Annotated in this window: 16 protein-coding genes; 11 read left to right on the forward strand and 5 right to left on the reverse strand. The window is 75.4% G+C overall.

The annotated features are described in order from the left end of the window. Positions 1 to 71: 71 nt before the first annotated feature. A complete protein-coding gene (locus ACIOFR_RS16590; protein WP_400997335.1) occupies positions 72 to 1481 on the forward strand; it encodes an FAD-binding oxidoreductase in 1410 nt (469 codons plus the stop codon). A 14-nt stretch (positions 1482 to 1495) separates the two neighbouring features. On the opposite strand, the gene ACIOFR_RS16595 is transcribed toward ACIOFR_RS16590, so the two are convergent. Both ACIOFR_RS16595 and ACIOFR_RS16600 read right to left on the reverse strand, forming a co-directional pair. Then, positions 1496 to 2683 (reverse strand): glutamate--cysteine ligase, encoded by a 1188-nt coding sequence (locus ACIOFR_RS16595; protein ID WP_400997338.1) that lies wholly within the window; start codon positions 2681 to 2683, stop codon positions 1496 to 1498. A 28-nt stretch (positions 2684 to 2711) separates the two neighbouring features. Then, complete coding sequence (locus ACIOFR_RS16600) at positions 2712 to 3245, reverse strand: metallophosphoesterase family protein (protein ID WP_400997341.1); 534 nt, start codon at positions 3243 to 3245, stop codon at positions 2712 to 2714. A gap of 341 nt (positions 3246 to 3586) precedes the next feature. Between ACIOFR_RS16600 and ACIOFR_RS16605 the strand changes: the two genes are divergently transcribed. Continuing rightward, positions 3587 to 4624 (forward strand): substrate-binding domain-containing protein, encoded by a 1038-nt coding sequence (locus tag ACIOFR_RS16605; RefSeq protein ID WP_400997343.1) that lies wholly within the window; start codon positions 3587 to 3589, stop codon positions 4622 to 4624. Positions 4625 to 4690: 66 nt separating this feature from the next. Here the strand turns inward: ACIOFR_RS16605 and ACIOFR_RS16610 are convergent, their stop codons facing one another. Continuing rightward, entirely contained in the window at positions 4691 to 9007 is a 4317-nt protein-coding gene (locus tag ACIOFR_RS16610; protein ID WP_400997345.1) for a molybdopterin-dependent oxidoreductase, read from the reverse strand. Between the two features lie 645 nt (positions 9008 to 9652). Here ACIOFR_RS16610 and ACIOFR_RS16615 point away from each other — a divergent pair. The 8 genes from ACIOFR_RS16615 (at position 9653) to ACIOFR_RS16650 (ending at position 22610) form a co-directional block, all read left to right on the forward strand. Further along, complete coding sequence (locus ACIOFR_RS16615) at positions 9653 to 10276, forward strand: hypothetical protein (RefSeq protein ID WP_400997347.1); 624 nt, start codon at positions 9653 to 9655, stop codon at positions 10274 to 10276. Positions 10277 to 10705: 429 nt separating this feature from the next. Further along, positions 10706 to 11641 (forward strand): NADP-dependent oxidoreductase, encoded by a 936-nt coding sequence (locus tag ACIOFR_RS16620; protein WP_400997349.1) that lies wholly within the window; start codon positions 10706 to 10708, stop codon positions 11639 to 11641. 106 nt (positions 11642 to 11747) lie between these two features. Next, complete coding sequence (locus tag ACIOFR_RS16625) at positions 11748 to 12779, forward strand: serine hydrolase domain-containing protein (protein ID WP_400997352.1); 1032 nt, start codon at positions 11748 to 11750, stop codon at positions 12777 to 12779. Between the two features lie 142 nt (positions 12780 to 12921). Further along, entirely contained in the window at positions 12922 to 13299 is a 378-nt protein-coding gene (locus ACIOFR_RS16630; protein WP_400997354.1) for a hypothetical protein, read from the forward strand. Between the two features lie 128 nt (positions 13300 to 13427). Then, positions 13428 to 17846: a toxin glutamine deamidase domain-containing protein gene (locus ACIOFR_RS16635; RefSeq protein ID WP_400997426.1), complete on the forward strand. Its 4419-nt coding sequence runs from the start codon at positions 13428 to 13430 to the stop codon at positions 17844 to 17846. A 58-nt stretch (positions 17847 to 17904) separates the two neighbouring features. Beyond that, positions 17905 to 19353 carry an SUKH-4 family immunity protein gene (locus ACIOFR_RS16640; RefSeq protein WP_400997357.1) on the forward strand — a complete coding sequence of 483 codons (1449 nt, stop codon included), beginning with the start codon at positions 17905 to 17907 and terminating at the stop codon, positions 19351 to 19353. A 97-nt stretch (positions 19354 to 19450) separates the two neighbouring features. Continuing rightward, positions 19451 to 21253 (forward strand): ATP-binding protein, encoded by a 1803-nt coding sequence (locus ACIOFR_RS16645; protein WP_400997359.1) that lies wholly within the window; start codon positions 19451 to 19453, stop codon positions 21251 to 21253. A 55-nt stretch (positions 21254 to 21308) separates the two neighbouring features. Next, positions 21309 to 22610, forward strand: coding sequence for an SUKH-4 family immunity protein (locus ACIOFR_RS16650; RefSeq protein ID WP_400997361.1), 1302 nt, complete (start codon positions 21309 to 21311; stop codon positions 22608 to 22610). 25 nt (positions 22611 to 22635) lie between these two features. On the opposite strand, the gene ACIOFR_RS16655 is transcribed toward ACIOFR_RS16650, so the two are convergent. Continuing rightward, on the reverse strand, positions 22636 to 22791 hold the full coding sequence (locus tag ACIOFR_RS16655) for a DUF6131 family protein (protein ID WP_400997363.1): 156 nt from the start codon (positions 22789 to 22791) through the stop codon (positions 22636 to 22638). A gap of 107 nt (positions 22792 to 22898) precedes the next feature. Next, positions 22899 to 23339 (reverse strand): SRPBCC family protein, encoded by a 441-nt coding sequence (locus ACIOFR_RS16660; protein WP_400997366.1) that lies wholly within the window; start codon positions 23337 to 23339, stop codon positions 22899 to 22901. Positions 23340 to 23602: 263 nt separating this feature from the next. On the opposite strand from ACIOFR_RS16660, the gene ACIOFR_RS16665 reads away from it, so the two are divergent. After that, on the forward strand, positions 23603 to 24655 hold the full coding sequence (locus tag ACIOFR_RS16665; RefSeq protein WP_400997369.1) for a glycosyltransferase family 2 protein: 1053 nt from the start codon (positions 23603 to 23605) through the stop codon (positions 24653 to 24655). Positions 24656 to 24661 lie beyond the last annotated feature (6 nt).

Below are 24661 nucleotides of genomic sequence, written 5' to 3' on the forward strand. Positions count from 1 at the left end.
CGTTCCCGGTATCGAAGCGAGACCGGAACCGGAGCCAGGAGCGAGCGAGGCCCGGAGCAAGGAGGCCCACGATGTCCACCGACACGGCAGCAGGAGTCCTCGGGGACGCCACCATCGGCGAGCTGGAGGCCGCGCTGCGCGGCACCGTGGTGCGCCCCGACGACCCCGCGTACGACGAGGCCCGGGCGGTCTGGAACGCCGCCCACGACCGGCGGCCGGCCCTGGTGGTGCGCTGCGCCGGGACGGCCGACGTGATCCGGGCGGTCGAGTTCGCCCGTAGCCAGGACCTGCTGGTCGCGGTGCGCGGCGGCGGCCACAGCATCGCGGGCTTCTCGACCTGCGACGGCGGGATCGTCATCGACCTGTCCGGCATGAAGGGTGTGCGGGTCGACCCCGACCGCCGCCGGGTGGTCGCCCAGGCCGGGCTGACCTGGGGCGAACTCGACCACGAGACGCAGGCGTTCGGCCTCGCGGTGACCGGTGGCCTGGTCACCTCGACCGGCATCGCCGGGTTCACCCTGGGCGGCGGCTTCGGATGGCTGGTCCGCCGGGACGGTCTGGCCAGCGACAACCTGGTGGCGGCCGACCTGGTCACCGCGGACGGCCGGCTGGTGCACGCCAGTGCCGAGGAGAACGCCGAGCTGTTCTGGGCGCTGCGCGGCGGCGGCGGCAACTTCGGGGTCGTCACCTCGTTCGAGTTCGAGCTGCACCCGGTGGGGCCGCAGGTGCTCGCCGGGCTGGTCGTCTACCCGCTCGACCAGGCCCGGCAGGTGATCACCCGGTGGCGTGAGGCCTGCGCCGCGATGCCGGACGAGCTCACCACCCTGGTCAACCTGACCACCGCACCCCCGCTGCCGTTCCTGCCCGAGGACGTGCACGGCACCCGGATCGTGGTGATCGCCGCGATGTACGCGGGCCCGGCCGAGGCCGCTGAGGCCGCCGTCCGGCCGCTGCGCACCCTCGGCACCCCGATCGCCGACGTCCTCGGCCCGATGCCGTACCTGGGCATGCAGGCGCTGCTGGACCCGCTGTGGACGCGCGGCGCCCACAACTACTTCACCTCGGCCTTCGTCGAGCCGACGGACGCCGCGATCGACTCCGTCCTGGCCGCGCACCTGGCGTCGCCGACGCCCTTCAGCGAGGTGCACCTGCACCAGCTGGGCGGCGCCTTCGCCCGGGTGCCGGCCGACGCGACCGCCTTCAGCCAGCGGGACGCGAGCGTCATGTGCAACGTGATCGCGCGCTCCCCGGACGCGGCCGGCTTCGACGGGCCCACCGCGTGGGCGCGGGCGGCCCGGGAGGACATCGCGCGGCACGGCAACGGTGCGACGTACGTCAACTTCACCGGGGACGCGGCCGAGGACAAGGTGCGGGCGGCGTACCCGCAGGCCGTCTACGACCGGCTGGTGCGGGTCAAGGAGGAGTACGACCCGACCAACCTGTTCCGGCTGAACCAGAACATCCGGCCGTCGGCGGCCTGACGGCCCGCCCCGGGTCAGGAGGCGGCACTCTCCTCGGCGATCATGTCGACCAGACCGCGGCGCCCGTGCTTCTCCAGCGCGCGGCGCTGCCGGTCCGCGCCGTTGCCCTCCTGCAACAGCCGGTGCAGCAGGGAGGTCACCTCCCGCTCGTCGCCGGCCAGCGCGAGCGCCGGGGTCAGGTACTCGACGAGGTCGCTGACCACGTCGCCGACCCGCCGCAGCCGGCCGGTGAACGGGTCGTGCAGCGCCTCGGTCAGCCCGTACCGGGCGGCGTGCCAGCCCGCGCCGGCCAGGCTCTCCGGCGGCCGGGAGGGCGCCGGGTGCCCGTCCCGCTCCTCCAGCATCACGGTGGTGGCGAGCGCCCGGACCAGCCCGGCGAGCATCACGGCCTCGTCGGCGCGCAGCTGCACGTCCATGGCCCGCACCTCCAGGGTCGGGTAGCGCTCGGACAGCCGGGCCTGCCAGTAGAGCTGCCCGCGGTCCCGGATCATCCCGGCGTCCTGGAGTTCGGTGATCCGCCGGTCGTAGTCGTCCGCGTCGGCGAACCGCGGCGGCACGCCGCTGATCGGCCAGCGGTTGAAGACCACCGTGCGCCAGCTGGAGAAGCCGGTGTCGGTGCCGTACCAGAGCGGGGAGTTCGCGGCCAGCCCGACCAGCAGCGGCAGCCAGGGCCGCAGGCGGTTGAGGACGGCGACGCCGGTCTGCCGGTCGGGGATGCCCACGTGGACGTGCATGCCGTTGATCAGGTTCTCGTCGGCGAGCCGGGAGAAGTCCTGGTGGATGGAGCGGTAGCGCGGCGCGTCGGTGATCGCCGGCGGGGTGGTGTCCGCGTACGGGGCGGTGCCGCAGGCCGCCAGGTGGCAGCCGGAGGACTCGGCGGCGGCCGCGAGGGAGTGCCGCAGGCGCAGCAGGTGGCCGCCCACCTCGGAGAGGTCCCGGCAGACCGGGGTGGCGATCTCCACCTGGGACTGGAGCAGCTCCGGCTGGACCTCCGCGCTCTCCAGCGCGGGGTGCAGGTCGGCGGCGGCCCGGACCTCCTCGACGCGGGGCAACGGCAGGCCGGTCTGCGGATCGAGCAGCAGGTACTCCTCCTCGACGCCGAGGGTGAGGGGCTCGATCCCGGTGGCGGCGGGGCGGCCGCGGCCCGGCTCCTCCTCCGCGGCGGGGTGGCGGTCGTGGTTGTCGCGGGAAGAGGTGCTCATTCTCGGCACGTACCCGTCCGGGCGGTGCTCAAGCGTCGGGGCGGCTCCGGTCGCCCGGTCGGGTGCGCGGCGGCAGCTCGTGCAGCCGCACCCCCGCCAGGCGGCCCGCGGTGATCACCGCGGTCAGGAAGGTGCCGGCCGGTTGTCGGCGGCGGTCGGTGGGGGATCCCGGGTTCAGCAGGCGCAGCCCGGCGGGGGTCACGCTGTCCCAGGGGATGTGGCTGTGTCCGAACACCAGCACGTCGGTGCCGGGGAAGCGGTCGTCACAGCGGCCCTCGCGGCCCCGGGCCGGGCCGGTCTCGTGGACGACGGCCAGCCGCAGCCCGTCCAGCTCGGCCCGGGCGACCTCCGGCAGCCGGGCACGCAGCGCCGGTCCGTCGTTGTTGCCGTGCACGGCGACCAGCCGCCGGGCCCGGGCCTCCAGCAGGTCGAGGGTGGCCTCGTCGACCCAGTCGCCGGCGTGCACGACCACGTCCGCCTCGTCGACGGCCGTCAGCAGGGCGGCGGGCAGCAGGCGGGCCCGGGCCGGCACGTGGGTGTCCGAGATCAGCAGGATGCGCACGGCTCCACTGTGCCGGTCGACGCCGGGGCCCGCCGACCGGCACGCCGGCCCGCCCGCCGGCGGCCGGTGGTGGATCGCACCAAGTATGCGGACTCGAAGGGCAGTTCGCACCCTACGGCGTGGTCCGGGGCCAGAACGGCGGGCACGGCGAGTCGTTGCGGCGGCGGGAGCGCAACACCCGCTACAACCAACAGTGGTGGCTCGGCGCCGTCCACCCGGCACCGGCCTCCGCCCGCCCCGGGACGCGGCCGGTCACCGGCCCGCGCCCACCCCCGAGGGCCGGCGCGACCGACCCGCTCGCGGACCGGCGGCCCGGTCCGTGACGCTCATCAGAGGGCCCCATGTTCCGTGTCACGGCGTACCGCACGAGAGTCGCCGTCATCGCCGCTCTCACCCTGCTGTGCCTCCCCGCCTGCTCCGCCGGTCAGCCGAAGTCCTCGGACGCGGCCGCCCGGGTCAAGGGGCCGATCTCCCTCGTCTACCTGCAGAAGCAGGGCGACCAGCAGTACTTCCTCGACGAGGCGGACGGGGCCCGGGCCAGGGCCGCCGAGCTCGGCGTCCAACTGAAGGTGGTCGACGTCGGCACCGACGCCGACCGGACCGTCCGGGAGGTGCGGTCCGCCGTCGGGGCCGGGGCCCACGGGGTGATCGTCGTGGTGCCGGACCCGGTGGTGGGCCCGGAGGTCGCCAGGATCACCCGGGACGCCGGGGTCGTGCTGCTGGCCTCCGACGATCAGATCTGCACCAACCTCGCCGACCCGGCCGTCTGCGCCCACAAGCGGCTGGTGCCCCGGGTGGGCTTCAGCAGCGCGCAGACCGGCTTCGAGGTCGGCCGGCGGGCGGCCGAGGAGTACCGCAAGGCCGGGTGGAAGCCGGCCGACACCCGGGTGGTGTCGGTCTGGCGGCACGACGTGAGCGTCTGCCGGGAGCGGGTGGACGCCGCGGCCGAGGCCTTCCTCCAGGCGGGCCAGGTGACCACGCTCGACCTCGGCACCGACAACACGGTGGCCGGCGCGCAGCAGAAGGTGGCGGCGACGGTCGCGGCCGAGCGCTCCGGCGTCCGGCACTGGGTGGTCTGGGGCTGCAACGACGAGAACGTCCAGGGCGCCGTCACCGCCTTGCAGGAGGCCGGGGTCGGCCCCGACCACGTGATCGGCGTCGGCCTCGGCGCCTACCTCGCCTGCCGCAACTGGGTCTCCGGCAGGCCGACCGGCATGCGGGCCGCCCTGTTCATCAACGGCAGGGCCGTGGGGGCACTCGCCGTCCAGACCGTCTACGACCGGCTCAGGGACGGCCGGGAGATGCCCGCGGAGTCCTTCGCCCCCGCCACCATGGTCGACGCCGCCACCTGGAAGACCTCCGGCGCCGCCTGCCACTGATCGGGCGGTCGGGCGGTCGGGACCGTTCCTCCCGCTCCGCTCGGAGTACGAGGGGCCCCGCCGCCGTCAGTAGACGTCGCGGACGTAGCGCTTGTCGGCGGCCAGCTGCTTGACGTACGCGGCGGCCTCGTCCTCGCCCAGGCCGCCGTGCGCCGAGACGATCTCGCGCAGGGCCCGGTCGACGTCCCTGGCCATCCGGCCGGCGTCCCCGCAGACGTAGAAGTGGGCACCGTTCTGCAGCCAGTTCCACAGACGGGGGCCGTGCTCGCGCATCCGGTCCTGCACGTAGATCTTCGACCGCTGGTCACGGGAGAACGCCAGGTCGAGGCGGTCCAGGTGGCCGGAGGCCCGGAACGCGGCGAGCTCCTCGCGGTAGTAGAAGTCGGTGGCGGCGCGCTGCTCGCCGAAGAACAGCCAGTTGGGGGCGGTGTGGCCGCGGGCCCGCCGCTCCTCCAGGAAGCCGACGAAGGGCGCCACCCCGGTGCCGGGACCCACCATGATCATGGGTGTCGCCGGGTCGGCGGGCGGACGGAAGTGCGGCGAGCGCTGGACGAACACCGGGACCGGGCCGTCGTCGGCGGCGTCGGCCAGGTAGGTGGAGCAGACGCCCTTGCGGGCCCGGCCGAGGTCGTTGCCGTAGCGGACGACCGACACGGTGAGCCGGACCTCGCCGGGGTGGGCCAGCGGGCTGGACGATATCGAGTACAGCCGGGGCTGCAGCCGCTTGAGCACCCCGGCCCACTCCTGCGCGCTCGCCCGCACCGGGTGGGCGCCGACGATGTCGACCGCCTGGCGGCCCCAACTCCACTTGGCCAGCTCGCCCTTGTTGTCCGGGCGCAGCAGCCGCCTGAGGTCGCGGTCGCCGGTGCGCTCGGCGACGAAGCGCAGCAGGTCGGGGGTGAGCCTGGCGATCTCCAGGCGGGTGCGGAGGGCCTCGCCGAGCGGGACGGGCCCGCCGTCCGCCAGCTCGACGCCCTCGGCGGGGTCGAGGCCGGTGACGGCCAGCCACTCGGTCACCAGGGCGGAGCAGTTGACGGGCCAGACGCCGAGGGCGTCGCCGGCCTCGTAGGCGAGGTCCCCGCGGTCGCCGCCGCGGGTGTCGAAGGCGTACTGCCGGATCTCCTTGGCGGAGCCGGGCAGGCTGAGCAGGCGGTTGCCGATCAGCAGGGTGGCGAACGGGGAGGCCTTGGTGTACCCGGAACCGCGGTCGGCGGGCGCGGCGGGCCGGGCGGGCGCGGTGCGGTCGACGGCCGCGGTGCGGGGTGCCGTGGCGGGCGGTGTCGCCGCCGGGCCGTCCGGTGCGGCACCGGGCGGCTGTTCGGCGTGCTCGGCCAGGGCCGCCAGGACCTGGCCGAGCCAGTGGGCGGCGGTCTCGTCGTCATCGGGTTCGCAGTCGGCCCGGGGTGCCAGCCGGGTGGCGCCCAGTTCGCCGAGGCGCTGGTCGAGGCGGCGCCCGTGGCCGCAGAAGTCCTCGTAACTGGAGTCGCCGAGGGCCAGGACGGCGTAGCGCAACGCCCCGATCGCGGCCCGGTCCCGGTCGGAGAGCGCGGACAGCGCCGTCCAGAACCCGGCGCCGTTGTCCGGTGCGTCGCCGTCGCCGAAGGTGCTGGTGACGAAGAGGACGGGGACGCCGGGCGGCAGCGCGTCCGGGCTGCGGTCGTCCATGCTGAGCAGTGTCGGCCGCCAGCCCGCCTCGTCCAGCCGGACGGCGGCCACGCCGGCCGCCTCCTCGGCGTTCCCGGTCTGCGAGGCCCACAGCACGACCACCTCGCGCCCCTGCGGCCCGGCCTCCTGCCGCCCGGTCGCCCGCGCCGCGGGCCGTCCGTCGCCGTCCGTCGCCCCGGGGGTCCGCGGCGCCGCGGCCGGGGCGGTGCGGGAGAACATCCCGGCCAGCACGCCGTTGACCCACAGCGCGCGGTCCGGGGCGACCGGGGCCTGCGCGGGCAGGACGGGCACCAGGGCCGCCGGCGGGGGGACGCTGCCCAGACCGGCCAGGAACCCGGCCAGGAACTGCCGTTCGTGCTCGGCGAAGACCGGCCGGCCGAGGTCGGCGACGCCGAGCAGGCCGCTGAGCCGGGCGACCTCCTCCGCGCGCTGCTCCGGGACGGCCACGCCGGACATCGCCGGCGCCCGGTGGGCGGCCGGCGCGGACTGCCCGCCCGCCGCGCCGTCGAGGGCGCCGGCCTCCCCCTCGGGGGCCGCGACCACCCGCAGCGAGACGGCGCAGACCTTGAACTCGGGCTGGAAGGACAGCGGGTCGACGGCGTCGTTGGTGACGGCGTTGATGCTGAGGTACTCGCCGAACAGGTCGTTCCAGTGGAACGGGGAGAAGCAGTTCCCCGGCCGCACCCGGTCGGTGACCACCGCCGGCAGCACGGCCCGCCCGCGGCGCGAGGCGACCTCCAGGTGGTCGCCCTCGGCGACGCCCAGCGCCTGCGCGTCCTCGGGGTGGACCTCCACGAACGGACCGGGGTTCAGCCGGTTCAGCTTGGCGACCTTCCCGGTCTTGGTGAGGGTGTGCCACTGGTGCTGGAGGCGGCCGGTGTTGAGCACGAACGGGTAGTCGTCGTCCGGCAGTTCGGCGGCCGGCAGGTGCGGGCGCGGGAAGAACGCGGCGCGTCCGCTCGCGGTGGGGAACGCCAGCCGCGGGCGGGTGCCGTCGGGCCGTTCCAGCAGCCGCTGGCTGACGCCGTCGTTGAGGTAGCGGACGGGGTTGCGGTCGGGCCCGTCGGCGTCGGCGCTCGGCCACTGGACGGGAGTGTCGCGGAGCCGCCGGTAGCTGACGCCCCGGAGGTCGTAGCCGGTGGCCGGGTTCCAGGCCCGCTTGATCTCCTCGAAGACCTCCTCGGCGCTGGCGTAGCCGAAGGACTCCTCGAACCCCATCGCGCAGGCGACCCGGGCGATCAGCTGCCAGTCCGGGAGCGCCTGTCCGGGCGGGTCGGCGGCCTGCGGGGCCAGGGTGAGGTTGCGCTCGGAGTTGATCATCACGCCCTCGGCCTCGGACCACATGGCGGCGGGCAGCACCACGTCGGCGTACGCGTTGGTCTCGGTGTCGGCGTACGCGTCCTGGGTGATGACCAGTTCGGCCGCCTCCAGGCCGGCGATGACGGTCTTCCGGTTGCCGACGGACGCCACCGGATTGGTGCAGATGATCCAGCAGGCCTTGATGCCGCCCTCGGCCATCCCCGAGAACATCTCCACGGTGCCGCGGCCGACCTCGGTGCGCAGGGTGCCCGCGGGCAGCCCCCAGAGGTCCTCGGTGAACGCCCGGTCCTCCGCGACCAGCACCGACCGCTGCCCGGGCAGGCCCGGCCCCATGTAGCCCATCTCCCGGCCGCCCATCGCGTTCGGCTGGCCGGTCAGCGAGAACGGGCCGCTGCCCGGGCGGCAGATGGCGCCGGTGGCGAGGTGCAGGTTGACCAGGGCGTTGGTGTTCCAGGTGCCGTGGGTGGACTGGTTGAGGCCCATCGTCCAGCAGCTCATCCACTCCCCGGCCTCGCCGATCCACTGCGCGGCCCGCCGCAGGTCCGCCTCGGGGATCCCGGTGATCTCGGCGACCCGGGCGGGCGGGTAGTCCCGCAGGAAGCCGGGCATCGCCTCCCAGCCCTCGGTGAACTCCTCGATGAACGCCGGGTCGGTGTGCCCGTTCTCCACCAGCAGGTGCAGCAGGCCGTTCAGCAGCGCCAGGTCGGTCCCCGGTCTGATCTGCAGGAAGAGGTCGGCCTTGTCCGCGGTCGCGGTGCGGCGCGGATCGACCACGATGAGCTTGGCGCCCGCCTTCACCCGGTCCATCAGCCGCAGGAACAGGATCGGGTGGCAGTCCGCCATGTTGGCGCCGGTGACCAGGAAGACGTCCGCGTGCTCGAAGTCCCGGTACGACCCCGGCGGGCCGTCCGCGCCCAGCGACAGCTTGTAGCCGGTGCCCGCGCTGGCCATGCACAGGCGGGAGTTGGACTCGATCTGGTTCGTCCCGACGAAACCCTTCGCCAGCTTGTTCGCCAGGTACTGGGCCTCCAGCGTCATCTGACCCGAGACGTAGAAGGACAGCGCGTCCGGCCCGTGCTCGTCCAGGATCGCCCGCAGCCGCCCCGCGACGGCGGTGATCGCCGCGTCCACGTCGGTGGCCACCGGGTCGGCGCCCCGCTCGGTCCGCACCAGGGCGGTGCCGAGCCGGCCACCGCCCGCGAGCATGTCGGCGCTGGTCGCGCCCTTGGTGCAGAGCCGGCCCGCGTTGGCCGGATGGCTCCGGTCCCCCGCCGCCTTGGCCACCGTCCGCCGCCCGGCGCCGTCCACGGCGACGTCGAGCACGATCCCGCAGCCCACCCCGCAGTAGGAGCAGGCGGTCCGCACGGTGCTGGTGACCTTCGGGCCCGGTGCCGTCACGGCTGCTCCCCTCGGTAGTCCTCCTCGCCGTCCGCCCCACTGTGGGGCACGGCGGCCGGCGGTGGGGATATCCCACCCTCAGTACGTTAGGAAGGGGCCGTTACCGAGAGATCACACCGGCCCCGCGGCACCGGTTAACGCCCCCGCACAGCCCCGCCCACCCCCCTGTGAGCCCGGCGCCGGAGCCGGTGCGGGTGGCGGACGGACCCGGCCACGAACCGGTGACAGGTGGCCCCGGCCGTGCCCGGGGAGGCGGTGCGGTCGTTGGTCCGGGTATGACCGTGCCTCCCTCCGCGCTGCCGGCTCCCCGTCGGGAGGTCCGAGCAGAAACGATCCGCTGCTTTCCCGAGTCCCCCATCTACTCCTCCCTCGCGGCCGCCTGGCGGGCCGCCGGACGGACCGTGCCGGGGCTCCCCGACCCCGCGTGGGACGCCCTGGTCGGGCGCCGCCGGAACCTCCCCACCGGGCCGCCGGGGCACTGAACCGGACCTGCCCGCCGGGACGGTTCCGGGCGGTACGCCCCCGGGCGGCCGCCCCCTGCGCTAGATTGCGGCCGACCGGCCGGGCGGGGCGGGGTGGGGAGCGACGGACATGGCGCGTCGGTACGACAGGTCGAGAGGGTCCGGCCCGGGGTGTGTGCTCCTGGTGCTGATCGTGGTCCTCTTCGTGGCGCTGGGCTACCTGCTCGGCCTGCCCGTCCTGGTCCCGGACCTGATGGCGGCCCAGGACCCTCCGCAGCACGCCAACCTGCCGCAGCTGGGCGTCCTGGTCGCCCTCGCGTACGGCACGGCGCTGGTTCTGGCCTGGACGGCGGGGCGGGGCGGGCGCCGAGGCCCGTGGTGGGCGGTGCCGCTGCGGGCGGCGGTGCTGACCGGGCTCGCGTCGCTGCTCGCGGTCCTGGTCCGGGAGTTCCTGGCCCCGAAGGTCTTCGGGCCGGAGCCGGGCTGGGTACCGACGGCCGACCTGCAGTGCCTGGTGGTCGGCGTGGCGGCACGGGTGTGGTTCAAGGTCGTCCGCGGCCGGGCGCGGCGCGCCCCGCACCGCCCGCCCGCCACCGCCGGCGGGGCCACGCCCGCACCCGGCGAGGTCTGGCTCGCCCTGGTGCCGTACCGGGAACGGGACGAGCGGAGCCGGCACTACTGCGTGATCGTGAACGCCCACGCCGACCACGCCGAGGTCCTGCAGATCACCACCAAGGACAAGGACGACCGGCCCGACCACATCCGGATGGGCACCGACGGCTGGAACCGCTCCGGGAAGCCCTGCTGAGTCGAGGTCGGGGTGACACCGAGGACCGTCCCGTACGAGGACTTCCTCAACGATCGCGCGAAGGGCCCGTGCCCGCCGCGCACCTGGCGGCAGATCAGTGACCGGCAGGCCGCACTCGGCTCCGCACGGCCCCCGGGCGCACGGCGGTCACCGGGTGCGGCGGCCGGGCGGCCCGTGCCGGCCCAGCGCGGTGCGGCGCGGCGGCGGGGCGGTTGGCTGGGACGCCTGACCCGCCGGGGCTGAGGGACCCGGCCGACGGTGCGGGCCGGCGCCGGAGGCCGCGGATGCCCCCGTCCGTGTCGAGCCGGCCCGCCCGCGCGGTCAGCCTCCCCGGGCGGGCGGGCCCGGCGGCGTACAAACGGATGGGCCTCGGCGCGCCCGGCGGGCCGGCCCTCCCCCGTCCTCTCCCCCGTCCTTCCGGAGCTGCCCGTGAAAGCCCTCGTCTCGACCGCCTACCAGCCGCTGGACGCGATCGCCCTCACCGACCTGCCGAAGCCGTCCGCCGGACCCGGCCAGGTGGTGGTGCGGGTGGAGGCCGCCGCGCTCAACCCGCTCGACCTGGCGCTGATCACCGGCGGGCTGAAGGAGTTCTTCCCGGTCGAGCACCCGCTGGTGATCGGGATGGACGCCGCCGGGACGGTCGCGGAGGTGGGCACCGGCGTCACCGGCTACGCGCCCGGCGACCCCGTGCTGGCGTTCACCGGACCGGCCGGCTCCGTGGCCGAGTACACCGTGGTGACGCCCGGGCCCAAGCTGGCCCACCGGCCCTCGGCGCTGGACGCCGTCCGGGCGGCCGCCGTCCCGGAGTCGGGCATGACCGCGGTCTGCCTGCTGCGGGCGGCCGGGCTGGGCGACGGGCAGAACGTCCTGGTGATCGGCGCCACCGGCGGGGTCGGCCTGTACGCCGTACAGCTCGCCGCCGGTCTCGGCGCCCGGGTGATCGCCACGGCCACCGCCGCGGACGCGGACTACGTCCGGGGGCTCGGCGCCGCGGAGACGGTCGACTACCGGGCGGGCGACGTGGTGGCCGCGACGCTCGACCTGGTGCCCGGCGGCGTCGACGTGGTGGTCGACCTCGTCAACAACGGCGAGGGCCTGGCCGCGAGCGCACGGGCCGCCCGCCCCGGCGGCCGGCTGGTGTCGCCGCTCTACGGCCCCGCGGAACTCGACCGGGACGTCACCCCGGTCTACATCGGCACCTTCGACCCGCTGCCGGGCGACCTGGAGCGCCTGGCCAACCAGGCGGCGGACGGCGGCCTGCGGATCGAGATCGGCGCCCGCTACCCGTTCGACGAAGCGGTGCGGGCGGTGGCCGACTTCGCCGGGACGCACATCCGGGGGAAGGTCGTCGTCACCCTTCCCTGACCGCGCGGGTACGCCGCGAGGAGGAGACCGCAAGGAGGAGAGGGCGGGCCCGGAATCACCATCCGGGCCGATCTCCGCGCCCGGCCGGCCCCCTAGGTTGAGCGCCATGACAGACCTCGGTGACCTGGCCCGGCGTACGGCGGACCGGCTGGTGGAGCGTCACGTCGGCGTGGTCGTGGCCGCGGTGGCGGGCGACGGCGTGGCGATCCGCGGCGCGGGCAGCCCGGGCGGCGGCCGGTCGGGGCCTCCCGGCGCGGACACCGTCTTCGAGATCGGCTCGGTCACCAAGGTCTTCACCTCGCTCGCCCTGGCCCGGCTGGTCGTGGCGGGGGCCGCGGAGCTGGACGAGCCGCTGGTCCGGCTGCTGCCCAAGGGCACGGCCGTACCGTCGCGCGGCGGCACCGAGATCACCCTGCGCCATCTGGCCACCCACACCTCGGGGCTGCCACGGCTGCCGAAGGGGATGCTGCTGCGCGCACTGCTGCGCCCCTCGACGCCGGACCCGTACGCGGGCTGCACCGCGGACGTGCTGCTCCGCGGCCTGCCCACCACCCGTCAGGCAGCGACGCCGGGGCACCGGTTCCGCTACTCGAACCTCGGCGCGGGGCTGCTCGGGCTGGCTCTGGCCCACCGCGCCGGCACCGACTACCAGAGCCTGATCGACCGTGAGATCTGCACGCCGCTGGGGCTGGGCGACACCGGCGTCACCCGTCCCGCCCTGCTCACCCAGGGGCACACCGCCCGCCGCCGGCCGACGCCCGCCTGGGACCTGGCCGGCCTCGCCGGGGCGGGCGGCCTGCGGTCGACCGCCGCCGACCTGGTCACCTTCCTGCGCGCGCAACTCGGCTCCGGCCCGGACGGCCTGGCGGAGGCGATCGCGCTGACCCGGTCGACCGAGCACCTCAGGAACCCGTTCGCCTGGATCCACCTCGGCTGGCTCGGCCAGCGCCTCCACCCCCGGCAGGGCGGCCACCTCCAGCTCTGGCACAACGGCGGCACCGGCGGCTTCGCCTCCTTCACCGGTTTCGACCCGGAGCGCAGGGTCGCCGTCGTGGTCCTCAGCAACACCCGACGCTCGGTGGACGCGGCGGGGTTCGAGCTGCTGCGCACGCTGCAGAACACCGCCGCCGCAGCCTGACGCCACCGCGGGCGAGCGCCGGCGGGGAACCGGGCCGACACCCTTCTGCGTAGGATCATCCGACGAAGGCGACAACGCATGATCGCCGGACGGGCTCCGCAGCGGAGACCCGGACGGTACGGGGACGGGGTGTGGGGGAAGCATGGCGCAGCAGGTCATCGTCGACGAGACCATCCTGAGGGCCCAGGGCACCGCCCTGGGCGACGTCGGACAGGACTTCCAGCAGGCCGCCGACCAGCTGAGGTCCCGGCTGCAGGGCCTGGAGGGCAAGGAGCCCCCGTGGGGCGACGACGACCTGGGCGAGAAGTTCGGCATCGTCTACGAGGGCCTGCGCGACGGCATGCAGGAGTCGATGGACTCGCTCGCGCAGCGCCTCGGCGAGATGGGCGGCAAACTCCGGGCGATGGCCGACAACCACGCCCAGAACGAGGACCTGACGACCGATCGCCTCGACGCCCTGGGCGGCCGCGCGGACTCCCTCGGCACCGAGATCCACACCATGCACCGCCCGCGGACCTGACGGATCCGCCACCGCGCCGTGCCCCGCACGGCCGCTCCGCCTTTCGTTCCGCCGTTCGTTCCGGCTGATCGCCCCCTGTGGCCGATCGGTCGGGGTATGCCCTTGGGGGGAAGCTACCCGTGTCACTGATGCTGCCGGACAGTGTCGAGTGGGTCCTGGAGATGCTCGGCTTCGACTGGCCCAAGGCCGACGAGGACAAGCTCCGGGAGTGCGCGCAGGTCTGGCGGGACTTCGCCGACCAGGTCGACGAGCTCAACTACCGTGCCCTGAACGCGGCCAACACCGTCCGGTCGGCGAACAGCGGTGACTCGGTCGACGCGTTCGGCAGGGCCTTCGACAAGTTCTCCACCGGTGGCGACGGCTACCTCGCGGACGCCGCCACGGCCGCCCGCCTGATCGCCACGACCTTCGACGCCGCCGCCGTCATCGTCATCACCTGCAAGATCGCGGTCATCGCGCAACTGGTGATGCTCGCGGTCGAGATCATCGCGGCCCAGGCGGCCGCCCCCTTCACCCTCGGCCTCTCCGAGGTCGGCGCCCTCGGCGCCACCGCAGCCACCAAGATGATCGTGCGACGGCTGCTGAAGGAACTGCGTGAAGCCCTGGTCGAAGCCGTCGTGGAGACGCTGAAGGAGCCGGTCGTCTCCGCCGTCCAGGGCATGATCAGCGACCTGATCTCGCAGACCGTCAACCAGGGCTTCGGCGCCCAGAACGGCTACGACCTCGGCCGCACCGCCAAGCGCGGCGCCGAGGACTTCAAGGACGCCGCCAAGAACTCCGGCCAGACCTTCACCGAGGCCCTGCGCGACGGGGCCGGCTCGCGGGCCGGCGGCGCGGCGCGGCGCCATCTCGACAACGCGGCCGGACACGGCGACCGCGGCGGTCCCGGCGAGGGCGACTCCGGCGACCGCGAGTCCGGTCACGGCGAAGGCGGTTCGGGGCACGGCGAAGGTGGTTCCGGTCACGGCGAAGGCGGAGGGACCACCAGCGACGGTGGCTCGACACCGTCCGGCTCGTCGGGCACCCCGGGCTCGGGCGGCGGATCGTCGCGGACGCCGTCCGTCGGCGACGGGGGCCCGACGCGCGGCGCGACGAACCACCCCGAGGCAGGTCGAGCCGCCGAAGGCGGCCACGACGACCCGTCCGCGGCCCACGGCGACACCGGCACCGGCACCACGCAGAGCGGCTCCGGAGCGAACCGGCCCACCGCACCGCCGCCCCACGACAGCGCTCGCAGCACGGCGCCCCTCGACCCCTTCGGCACCCGTCTCACCCCCGGTTCGGAGGCTTCCCCCACCCACACCGGCACGGACGGCCACACCCCCGACACCCCGGCACGCGCGGACGGCCCGGCCCACACCGGTGCCGGCCCCCACACCGGCACGGACTCCCGAACCCAGCCCGCGGGAGACCACGGGACGGCTCCGGCGACCGACGGGTCCCCGCCCCCTCGCGACGGAACCACCGACCGCCCCGCCCCGGCGAGCGACGCGACCGCAGCGCCCGTGGACGCCCGCACCGGAGGCGACCGCCCCGCCGAGCCGGCCGTCACCACTGCGGCACCGCACGACACTCCGGCACCACACGACGGCACCGACAGCCGCCCCGCCCCCTCGCAGCCGGCGGACACCCGTCCGGCCCCCGGGACGGCACACCCGACGCCCGAACCGACGCCCGTGCCCGGCGCGGACGGTCGCCCGAGCCCCGCCCACGGCCCCGTGCGGGGCACGGACGACCCGTCGACCCATGGCAGCGCCACGCCCACTCTCGGCCCCGTCCGAGGCGGCGACGGCTCCGCACCCACGACCGTGCCGCACGGCGGTGGTGATGCTCCGACCACTCCGTCGGCGGCGGCTCCGCACGTCCCCCCGCCGGCGGGCGCACACCCGGCCGGCTCGGAAGGTCCGCACCGCCCGGCCGGCGTCGAGACCGCGTCGACAGCCGTGGCCGACCCGCCGACGAGCCGTACGGCCCCCGGCGCGAACCCGGACCAGAGCGGCCCCGTCGGCCAGCAGACCGGCCAGCAGACCGGCAACCCGACGGCCACCGGGCCGGTCGCTCCCGGCGCAGGCGTCCCGACGGCGCCTCCGGCGGCGTCCGGCGGTGGGACGACGGCCCCACGACCCGGCACCGGACCGGTGACCGGGCCGGCCACCGCAGGCCCGGTCACCGGACGACCCGCCGATGCGGGGCAGCCGGGCGGCCGTCCGGACCAGGCCGACCGCCCGGTCTCGCTCGGGCGGCAGCCCGACGGCGCCCGGCCCACCGCCACCACCGCACGGCCCGCCGCCACCACCGCACGGCCGGACGCGGACCGACCGGCCCGCACCCCCGGCACCGGTGCCGACACCGCCGCCCGCCCGGACCCCCGCGCGGCGTACGCCCGCCCGTCGGCCGACCAGCCGTCCCACCGGCCCACCGACCGGCCAGCCACCGACCGGCCGGGCCCCGACGACCACCCCACCCCGGGCCACCACCCCTCCGCGGTCGAGCGCCCCCGCACCGACGACCCGTCGGATCCGGTCGGCCCGGACACCGGTCCCGAGGCCTCCCCCACGCACGACCGGCCGATCTCCGAGAGCCGGCCGCACGACACCCCGGGCGGCCTCGCACCGGTGGACCCCCGGCACCAGCAGGACCTGGAGAGCCGGATCCCGCGCAACCCGGACGGCACTCCGCAGCGCCATCCCGATCCGCACGGTGACTGGCCCGGCGCGGTCAACGGCGACGGCCACCGGGCTCCGGGCCGCGACAACAACTGCCTCGACGTCGCCCTCTCCAGCGCCGACACCTACAGCGGCAACCCCACGGCGGCCGCCCCCCGCAGCGACGACGGCAGTGGCGACGGGGAGCGGGGCGGCCGCGACCGGGCGGAGCGTCAACTCGGCGCGCCGTTCCGGGACCTCGGCAACGGCGACCAGGCCTACCACCGGCTGGAGGACCAGCTCCGCCGGGCCGGCCACGGCTCGCAGGCCGTCATCATCACCCAGGATGCCCACGGCCGCGCCCACGCCTGGAACGTGGTCAACCACAACGGGAAGATCACCTACCTCGACAACCAGACCGGCGCCCGCGGCGATCGCCCGCTGCACGACGGCGGGCACGGCGTCTGGGCCGTCCCCCTCGGCCCGGACCGTCGCCCGATCCCACCCGCCGGGCACGACGGAGACCACCCGTCCGGCGGCCACGGCACCCGCCCCGACCCGGCGACGGGCGCCGCCGATCGCCGACCCGCCGACCCGGCCGGCAAGCACAAGCCCGACGCGGAGGGCGACGCCGAGCCGGACGGATCGCCTCCGAACAAGAAGCCGAAGACCGACGACGACCCGGCGACCGGCGGTCGCCAGGGCTCCGCGCCGTACAACGCGCACCAGCCCGACGACCAGACCCACCGGGGCATGCTCCCGGACAACGAGCAGCAGGTGCTGCGGCGCCGCGAGAACGCGCGGGTCGAGCAGACGGATCTCGATGTCGCGTACGACTTCCTGGCCGCCCGGACGACCGACAAGTCGCTCGGCGACTTCCTCCAGGAGAGCGCCGACCGCGCCCGCGCCAACCTCAAGGGCGAGGATGAGCACCAACTGGGCCTCGACCACGACGAACTCGTCAGGGCGCTGCCGGACTTCGACAAGCTCAGCGCCGGCGAGCGGGGCGCCGTGCTGTCGACACTCGGCCGGCTGAGCCTGGCGGTGCACCGGGACTACGCCGTCGGTGCGAGCCCGGAACACGTCGCCGACCCCTACCACTACCGCGAGGACCACGACCGGTCGAAGCTCTCGGAGCTGGAGGCGGAGGCGCAGCAGAACGACAAGCGGCACCTGGACCCCCAGTCGCGAGGAGTGGGCTTCCACGAACGGCACGACTTCTGGACGACCGATCGCGGCAACCTGCACCGGCCGCTGAAGCCGGGCGAGAAGCCCCGGCCGCCGGACCCCGCGAACCTGGTGCGCCAGCACCTGACCCAGCAGTACTACGAACAGCACGCGCACGAGGACGGGATGACCGAGGCCGCGGCGACGCGGGCCGTTCGCAAGCAGACGGTCAAGGCGGTCAGAGGCGACCACCGGCCCGACTTCTCCGGGAAGAACTTCGCCGTGATCGAGACCGTCGACGCGAACAACAGGGTCCGGTACGTGATCGACAGCTCGATCCCGCTGAACACGTTCGGGTGGACCTCGGAGCACTCCGAGCCGCACGAGGGCCGCTGGATGGAACGGCTCAACCAGCGCGCCGAGAACGGCGACTACACCACGGTCAACCTCTGGACCGAACGCGAGCCGTGCGGCCAGGGGCAGGGGCACGGGCACTGCTCGGACTACCTGACCACGTACATGCCGGACGTCGACGTGGAGTACGGCGTCGGCTACCGGAAGGGCCCGATGGCACCGGAGCACGACACACCCGCCGAGCGGGAGGCGGCGGCCGCCGCACTGAGGACGGACATGCAGGACCACCTGAACAGGCTCGGCGAGATCTGGATCGGCCTGGCCACCTCGGGCGAGCTCGATCCGGACCGCCCCAGGAACCAGCACCAGCCGCCCGCGTGAGAATGGTGACCGCCACCCCGAGCGCGACGACCGCCCGCTTCCCCGACGGAGACGCCCGATGACCACCGGATCCGAGCCGACGCCGCCCCCCGGCACGGCCTTCGACACGGCCGAGCTGCCCGCACTGATCGAGGATCCGGTGTTCCTCGCCCGGGTCGGCCGGGTCGAGCTGCTGGCCGCCATGGCGGTGTGCTGGCCCGACGGCGTACCCGTCGGCACGCTCGCCGAGGACATCCACCACCTGGACCGGCTGGGCGTGCGACCCGCGCCCGAGCAGCACCCGCAGTGGCTGTCCTGGCTCCACCTGCTGCTCGTCAGCCACGGCCGGGCCCTGGACGCCGAGGCGATGGCGGCGGCCGCGCCGCGGTTGCCGTGGCGGACCGTCTGGTCGCGCTGGGTCCCCCCGGGCGCCCGGGCCGCGTGCCGCGCGTCCGGTGGCAACGTGGTGGGGCTCCGCGCCGTGGAGCGGGACGGCGCACCCGTGGTGCTCGTCCACGAGGAGTTCGTGCACGCCAGGCCGGACCGGGCGGAGCCGGACGACGAGGAGGGCTACCACGAGTACGCCGTCGCGCCGGACAGCGGCCGGGTCCTCGCCGGGCCCAAGCTCTACCGGCCGTACGCCCATGACGACCTGCCCGGCTCCTACGTCCCGCTGCTGCCCGGGGACCTGCCCGAGCTGGGCGGGGTCGCGGTGAACGGGCCCGACGGCTGGCGCGACGCGGGGGGCGGTACGGGCCCGGCCGTGGGGCCGGTGCTGCCGGTCTGCCACGAGCAGGTCGCGCACGCCGTCCTGGTGGGGCAGGTCGCGGTGCTCGGCGGCGGCTGGGGGTGCTGGGCGGTCGAGCTCGACGGAGCCGACACCCCCGGGGCCGTCGCGGCCCCGGCCTGGCGGCGGCCGGCGGAGCAGGACGTGGCCACCGGCCTGGCCGCCGCCGAGGTGCCCCGGGACGCCCGGGAGCCGAGCCGCGACTGGCTCGCCCGGTGCTTCGGCGAGCGGTCCCTGTGGTCGGTCGGGCCGACCGAGCTCCCGGCAGGCCTGGAGCACGCCCCCACCCGGCGGTTCCTGACGGAGACCGGCTTCCCGATCATGACCAGCACGCTGCTGGAACTCAGCTCCGAGACGCTCGCCTCCGACGGCCTGGTCCAGCTCCGTACCGAGGAGCTGTTCGGGCCCGACGACCCGGAGGCCGGCGACCGGGGCGAGTTCTCCTACGTCATCGCCAAGGACGGCGAACGGCTGGTCGCCCTGGACGGCCGCACCGGCGAGGTCGCCCTGTTCAACCCCGAGCGCTGGGAGGGCGACTACCACTACGGCGCGATGGCCTCCTCCGCCGCCCGCCTCGCCGCCCTGCTGCGCCTCTACTCGACCTACTACTACGGCGCGACGCCCGCCGAACTCGCCGACGCCGCGCGCCTCCTGCGCGACTGGGCGATCGAGCTGGACCCGGCCACGGACTCCTCGACCTTCTGGTACGAGGTCTTCCAGGACCGCGAGGACTTCGCCTGACCGCGGACACCGCCCACCGCGCCCACCGCCGCCCCCGGCACCGGGCCCGACCCGGTACGGGAGCCACCCGCACCTCATCCCCTTGGAGACCCCGCCCATGACCGCGGAGACCGCCCACCGCCACCACCCCTACCTCGGGGGGCGGTCCACCGCCCTGCGTGCGCTGGCCGGCTGGCGGTCACGGCCGGACGGCGGCCCCGCCGTCGTCCTGCTGACCGGCAGCCCCGGCAGTGGGCGCTCCCGGCTCCTGACCGGGTTCCTGATGCTCTGCGACGCACCGTCGCGGGAGCGGATCGACACCGGCGCCCTCGACCCCGCCACCCTCCCGCCGGCCGAGCTGCCGCCGCCCCTGGTCTTCGGCGCCCGGCGGCTGACGGCCGCCCAGCTCCTGTGGTCGGTGGCGGACGGCCTCGGACTGGGGGTCACCCGGACCGAGGACGTCCTGCGACTGCTCGCGGAGCCCGCCGACGAGGGGACGCCTCCGATCCCGGTCGTCGTCCCCGACGTCGACCGGGCCGGGGTGCTGCGGGCGCTGGACGAGCCGGCCCGCGTGGCGGCGGAGGTCCTGCTCCCCCTCGCGCTCTCGCCGCACGTCCGCCTGCTCGCCGACGTACCGCGCGAGCAGGCGCGCTGGCTGGCGGAGCGGTTGCCCGCCGAGTCGCTGCTGCTGATCGATCTGGACGAGGAGCCGTGGGCCGACCCGTCCGGGCTGCTGCGGCAGGCCGAGCTCAGCCTGAACCGGCCCGAGTACGCGCCCGAGCTGGCCCGGAGCGCGCGAAGCCCGCTGGTGGTGCGGCTCGCCGCCTGGTCGCGGCGGGCCGTCCCGGACAGCGGCCCGCCACGGTTCCCCGCCACCGTCGGCGAGGCGCTCGACCTGCACGCCGAACGCTGCGGCTCCGACGAGCTGACGCTACGCCGGTTGCTCGCCCCGCTCGCCCTCGCCGGGGACGGCGCCGCGCTGCCGTTGCCGCGGTGGGCGCCCCTGGCGTCGGCCGTCGCGGGCAAGGACCTCGCCCCGGTGTTCGCCGACGCACGACTGCTGCTGCTCCCCTTCTTCGAGCTGGTCGAGGACGACAACGGGACCGCCGCCCGGCTGGTCCACCCCGCCGTCGCGGACGAGCTGCGCGAGCGCCTCGGCACCACCGTCCGCGAGGTGCAGCGCCGGATCGCCGCCGCGCTGCTCGCCACCCTCCCCGCGGGCGGCCCCGGCCGGTGGGCGGCCGCGCCCGCGTACGTCCGCGCCCAGTTGCTCGGGCACGCCCTGGAGGGCGGGCTGCTGCCCGAGCTGCTCGCGGACCCGGGCTTCCTGCTGCACGCCGAGCAGGTTCCACTGCGCGCCGCCGTCGAGCACCTCGCCGCCGGCGGGGTCGACCTGCCGCCCGTCGCCCGGGTCTGGCTGAGGCTGGCGCCGCTGTTCACCCGGACCGAGGCGGGCCCGGTGCTGCGGGCCGCGCTACTGGAGCACGCCTGCCGCCAGGACGGCCTGCCGGCACCGGACTTCGGCCTCACCCTGCCCTGGGAGACCCTCTGGGCCCACCCGCTGTCCGGCGTCGGCGCGGTCACCGCGGCCACGCTGGACGGCACTCCCGTGCTGGCCGCCCGCGTCCCGGGCGACGAGCCGGAGACCGCCGTCTTCGACCTGCTCAGTGGTGCCCGCGTGGCGGCCGACCCGGCCCGGCTCGTCCTGCCGACCGAGGAGCAGCGCGCCGCCTGCCCGGTACGGCTCAGCGTGGGCGGGGACTACGTCCGGATCTGGCCGCGTGACGAGGGCGACCCGCTCGCGGTGTTCGTGTCGCCCGGCCCGCTCGGCGGCGCCGACGTCACGCCCGACGGGGTGCTCCTGCTCGCCGACGCACGGGGTGTCGGCGCGCTCCGGCTGGCCGTCCCGGCGGCCGGGTAGCGGCACCCGAGGACTACGCTGAACCGTCCCACCGGCACTTGAGGAGAACAACCGCGTGACAAGCCGTGAGCAGGCGATCGAGGCGGCCCACCAGTGGATCAACGGCGCCCGCCCCGAGGAGCAGTGGCGCCCGGTCGCGGTGCACGAGTTCGACCTGGGGTGGGTGTTGTGGGCCGAGCAGCCGGCCGCCGCCACGGACCCGGGGACCGGCGAGCGGCGCGCGCCGGCGGAGATCGGCTCGGCGTGCGCGGTGGTGGACCGGGAGACCGGTGAGCTGACCAGCTGGCCTTCCGTGCCCGTCGAGGACGTCGTCCAGCTCTACCGCGACAAGCTCGGCGCGGGCTCCTACGACCCCGACCTGCCGCCGGCGGTCGGGCCGGGTGCCACGGCCGTGCTGACCTACCGCGACTCCGCGGGCCGGGAGCAGAGCCTGTTCCAGATGTCCGCCCCCGGCACCGGCCACCCCGAGCTACGGGCCTGGCGCACCCTCCGGGCCCGGGGCGTGCGGCCGGAGGATGTCCTGGCCGTCCACACGGACCTGCGTCCGTGCGAGCTGCCGGGCGGTTACTGCGCGGCGATCCTGCTGGCCGAGCTGCCGGTGGCGGCCTTCTCCTACGGACAGGACTACGGTCCGCGCTTCGACCGGCGCGCCGCGGGGGTGCGGGCCTTGGCCGAGCAGACCGAGGCGGCGTTCCGCACCGCGGGCCGGCCGGTGCCGCCCCGGCCCAACCGGGTGCCGTTCCCGCGCGACGTCCCGGCGGCCGAACCCGAGCGGGACGCGGCCCTGGGCCGCAGGCTGGCCGGGCAGTTCGGGTCGGACCACGTGCACCGCTTCGACGCCGACGACGCGGCCGCCACCCCGCTGCCGGAGGCGGCCCGGCAGACCCTGGTCTGGGCCGGACTCCCCGCCGAGGTCGAGGACTTCTTCCGGGTGGTGCCCGGGCTGCCGGACGTGGCCGCCCACCTCACCGGGACGGGAGGCGGCGACCGCGTTCCCGAGCAGACCCGGGCCCTGCTCGGCGAGTACGTCCTGCTGGGGTCCGACGGCCACGCCCTGGTCGCGGTGCAGTGCGGCGACGGCGGCACCGGCACGGGTGCCGGCGTCGGCCGGGTGTGGGCGGTCGACCCGGAGAACGGCTCGGGCCGCTACCTGAACGCCGACGTCGCCGCCTACGTCCGCGCCCTGGCCCTCCTCGCCGAGCGGCGGCCGGCGCTGCGCGGCCTCGACCCGTACGCGGCGGCCACCGCCGTCGACGCCTTCCAGCGCGAACTCGCGGCGCTGGACGGCACGGTGTTCGGGGATCCGGAGAACTGGTGGGCCGTGGTCGTCGAGCAGATGTGGGGCGCCCTGCTCTGAACGACGGCCCGCCCCGAACGACGCCCTACCAGTAGTGCCGCCGTCCGCCGACCTCGCGTCCGGCCACGCCGAGGAGCAGCAGGACCGCGCCGATCACCAGCAGCACGATCCCGATGGTCCACAGGATGCCGATGTGGGCGGCGAAACCGATGACCAGCAGTATGAGTCCGAGGATGATCATGGCGTCCTCCGATGTCGGGAACGGACCCCCCGCCGACTCAGCGGCTGTCCGAATTGCGGCAGTTCAAACGTGGTCCGCACGGATCCGGCCGGGGGTCCGGTGCCCCGTCAGGCCGGCGTGCCGTCGGCCCGGCCGCGGCCCTCGACGAAGGCCTTGAACCGGGTCAGGTCGCCCCGGACCCGCCGGTCGACCAGTCCGAGCAGGTCACCGGTCCTCTCGGCCATGCCCTGGGGCTGGAAGTCCATCGCCAGACCGATCCGGGTGCGGCCGTCCGCCAGCTGCCGGAAGGTGACCATGCCCATCTGCCGGACGTCACCGCCGACGGTGTGCCAGGAGACCCGTTCGTCCGGGCGCTGCTCGATCACCTCCGTGTCGAACTCCCGCTTCGCCCCCGCGATCGACGTCCGCCAGTGGGTGCGCCGCTCGTCGATCCGGCGGACCTCGTCGACGCCCTCCATGAACCGCGGGAACTCCTCGAACCTCGTCCACTGACGGTAGGCGGTGTGGAGGGGGACTTCGACGTCGATCGACTCCCGCACCATGCTCATCGCTGCTTCCTCCTTCCGGCCGCCCCCGCGGGGGCGGCCTCGCCACGCCCGGCGGCGGTCGCCGGCCCGGGCCTCGCACCGCGCCTGCCCAGCCTCCGGAGGCCGAAGCGGGACGCCGCCCCCGGCGGACGCCAAGAGTTCACCTGCCGGTGGGTCCGAAGCCCCGGAAGGCATCCGGCCGGGCGGTTAGCCTCGGCCCGATCACTCCCGGTGACCGGCCGCTGCGCGGTCTCACATCCCTGATCGAAAGGCCCGCGGAGCCGATGGCACCCCGACTCTCCGTCGTCGTCCCGATCCACAACGTCGAGCGCTACCTCGACGCGTGCCTGGACTCGATCGCCGCCCAGACGTTCGCGGACTTCGAGTGCGTCATGGTCGACGACGGCTCGACCGACGACAGTGCGGCCCTCGCCGCGGCCCACGCCGCCCGGGACCCGCGCTTCCGGCTGGTCCGGCAGCCGAACGCCGGCCTCGGCGCGGCCCGCAACACCGGCCTGCGGCACCTCACCGACGGCACCGCGTACCTGGCCTTCGTGGACAGCGACGACGTCGTGCCGCCCGGCGCGTACGAGCTGATGGTGACCACCCTGGACCGGACCGGTTCGGACTTCGCCGCCGGCAACGCGCTGCGGCTGCGGGCGTCCGGCTGCTCCCCCTCCCACGCGCACCGGGTGCCGTTCCGCGAGACCCGGCTGCGGACGCACGTGAGCGAGCTGCCGTCCCTGGTCACCGACCGCACCGCCTGGAACAAGGTCTACCGCCGGTCGTTCTTCGAGGCGTCCGGGCTGCGCTACCCCGAGGGCATCCTGTACGAGGACGCCCCGGTCAGCGTGCCGCTGCACTACCTCGCCGAAACGGTGGACGTGCTGTCCGAGCCGGTCTACCACTGGCGGGTCCGCGAGGACGGCGACCTGTCGATCACTCAGCGGCGGACCGACCCCCGGGGCCTGGTGGACCGCGTCCGCTCGATCGAGCTGGTCCGCGCCTGGCTGCTCGCCCGGCCCGAACCGAGGTTCCGCACCCACCTGCACTCCTACGACGCGAACACGCTCGCCGAGGAGCTCCCGATGTTCTTCTGGTCGGTCCCGGACGGCGACCGGGCCTACCGCGAGGCGTACCAGCAGCACGTGAGCCGGCTGCTGCGGGCCATCGGCACCGACCGGCTCGGCTCGCTCAGCGCTCCCCTGCGGATCAAGTACCGGCTGACCCTGGCCGACCGCACCCACGCCTTCGTCGCCCTGCAACGCCTGCACCGGGCGTACCGCAACCGCCCCCGCCCGGGAACCCGCGGCGCGGCGGCCGCACCCGTCGGCTAGGGACTC

This window comes from Kitasatospora sp. NPDC088346 (assembly GCF_044740765.1).
Taxonomy (GTDB): domain Bacteria; phylum Actinomycetota; class Actinomycetes; order Streptomycetales; family Streptomycetaceae; genus Kitasatospora.

Bases quoted from the DNA above. Each gene is read 5' to 3' on its own strand.
- ACIOFR_RS16590 (WP_400997335.1), top strand. From the start codon at position 72: ATGTCCACCGACACGGCAGCAGGAGTCCTCGGGGACGCCACCATCGGC.
- ACIOFR_RS16595 (WP_400997338.1), bottom strand. From the start codon at position 2,683: ATGAGCACCTCTTCCCGCGACAACCACGACCGCCACCCCGCCGCGGAG.
- ACIOFR_RS16605 (WP_400997343.1), top strand. From the start codon at position 3,587: ATGTTCCGTGTCACGGCGTACCGCACGAGAGTCGCCGTCATCGCCGCT.
- ACIOFR_RS16625 (WP_400997352.1), top strand. From the start codon at position 11,748: ATGACAGACCTCGGTGACCTGGCCCGGCGTACGGCGGACCGGCTGGTG.
- ACIOFR_RS16630 (WP_400997354.1), top strand. From the start codon at position 12,922: ATGGCGCAGCAGGTCATCGTCGACGAGACCATCCTGAGGGCCCAGGGC.
- ACIOFR_RS16635 (WP_400997426.1), top strand. From the start codon at position 13,428: ATGCTGCCGGACAGTGTCGAGTGGGTCCTGGAGATGCTCGGCTTCGAC.
- ACIOFR_RS16640 (WP_400997357.1), top strand. From the start codon at position 17,905: ATGACCACCGGATCCGAGCCGACGCCGCCCCCCGGCACGGCCTTCGAC.
- ACIOFR_RS16645 (WP_400997359.1), top strand. From the start codon at position 19,451: ATGACCGCGGAGACCGCCCACCGCCACCACCCCTACCTCGGGGGGCGG.
- ACIOFR_RS16655 (WP_400997363.1), bottom strand. From the start codon at position 22,791: ATGATCATCCTCGGACTCATACTGCTGGTCATCGGTTTCGCCGCCCAC.
- ACIOFR_RS16660 (WP_400997366.1), bottom strand. From the start codon at position 23,339: ATGAGCATGGTGCGGGAGTCGATCGACGTCGAAGTCCCCCTCCACACC.
- ACIOFR_RS16665 (WP_400997369.1), top strand. From the start codon at position 23,603: ATGGCACCCCGACTCTCCGTCGTCGTCCCGATCCACAACGTCGAGCGC.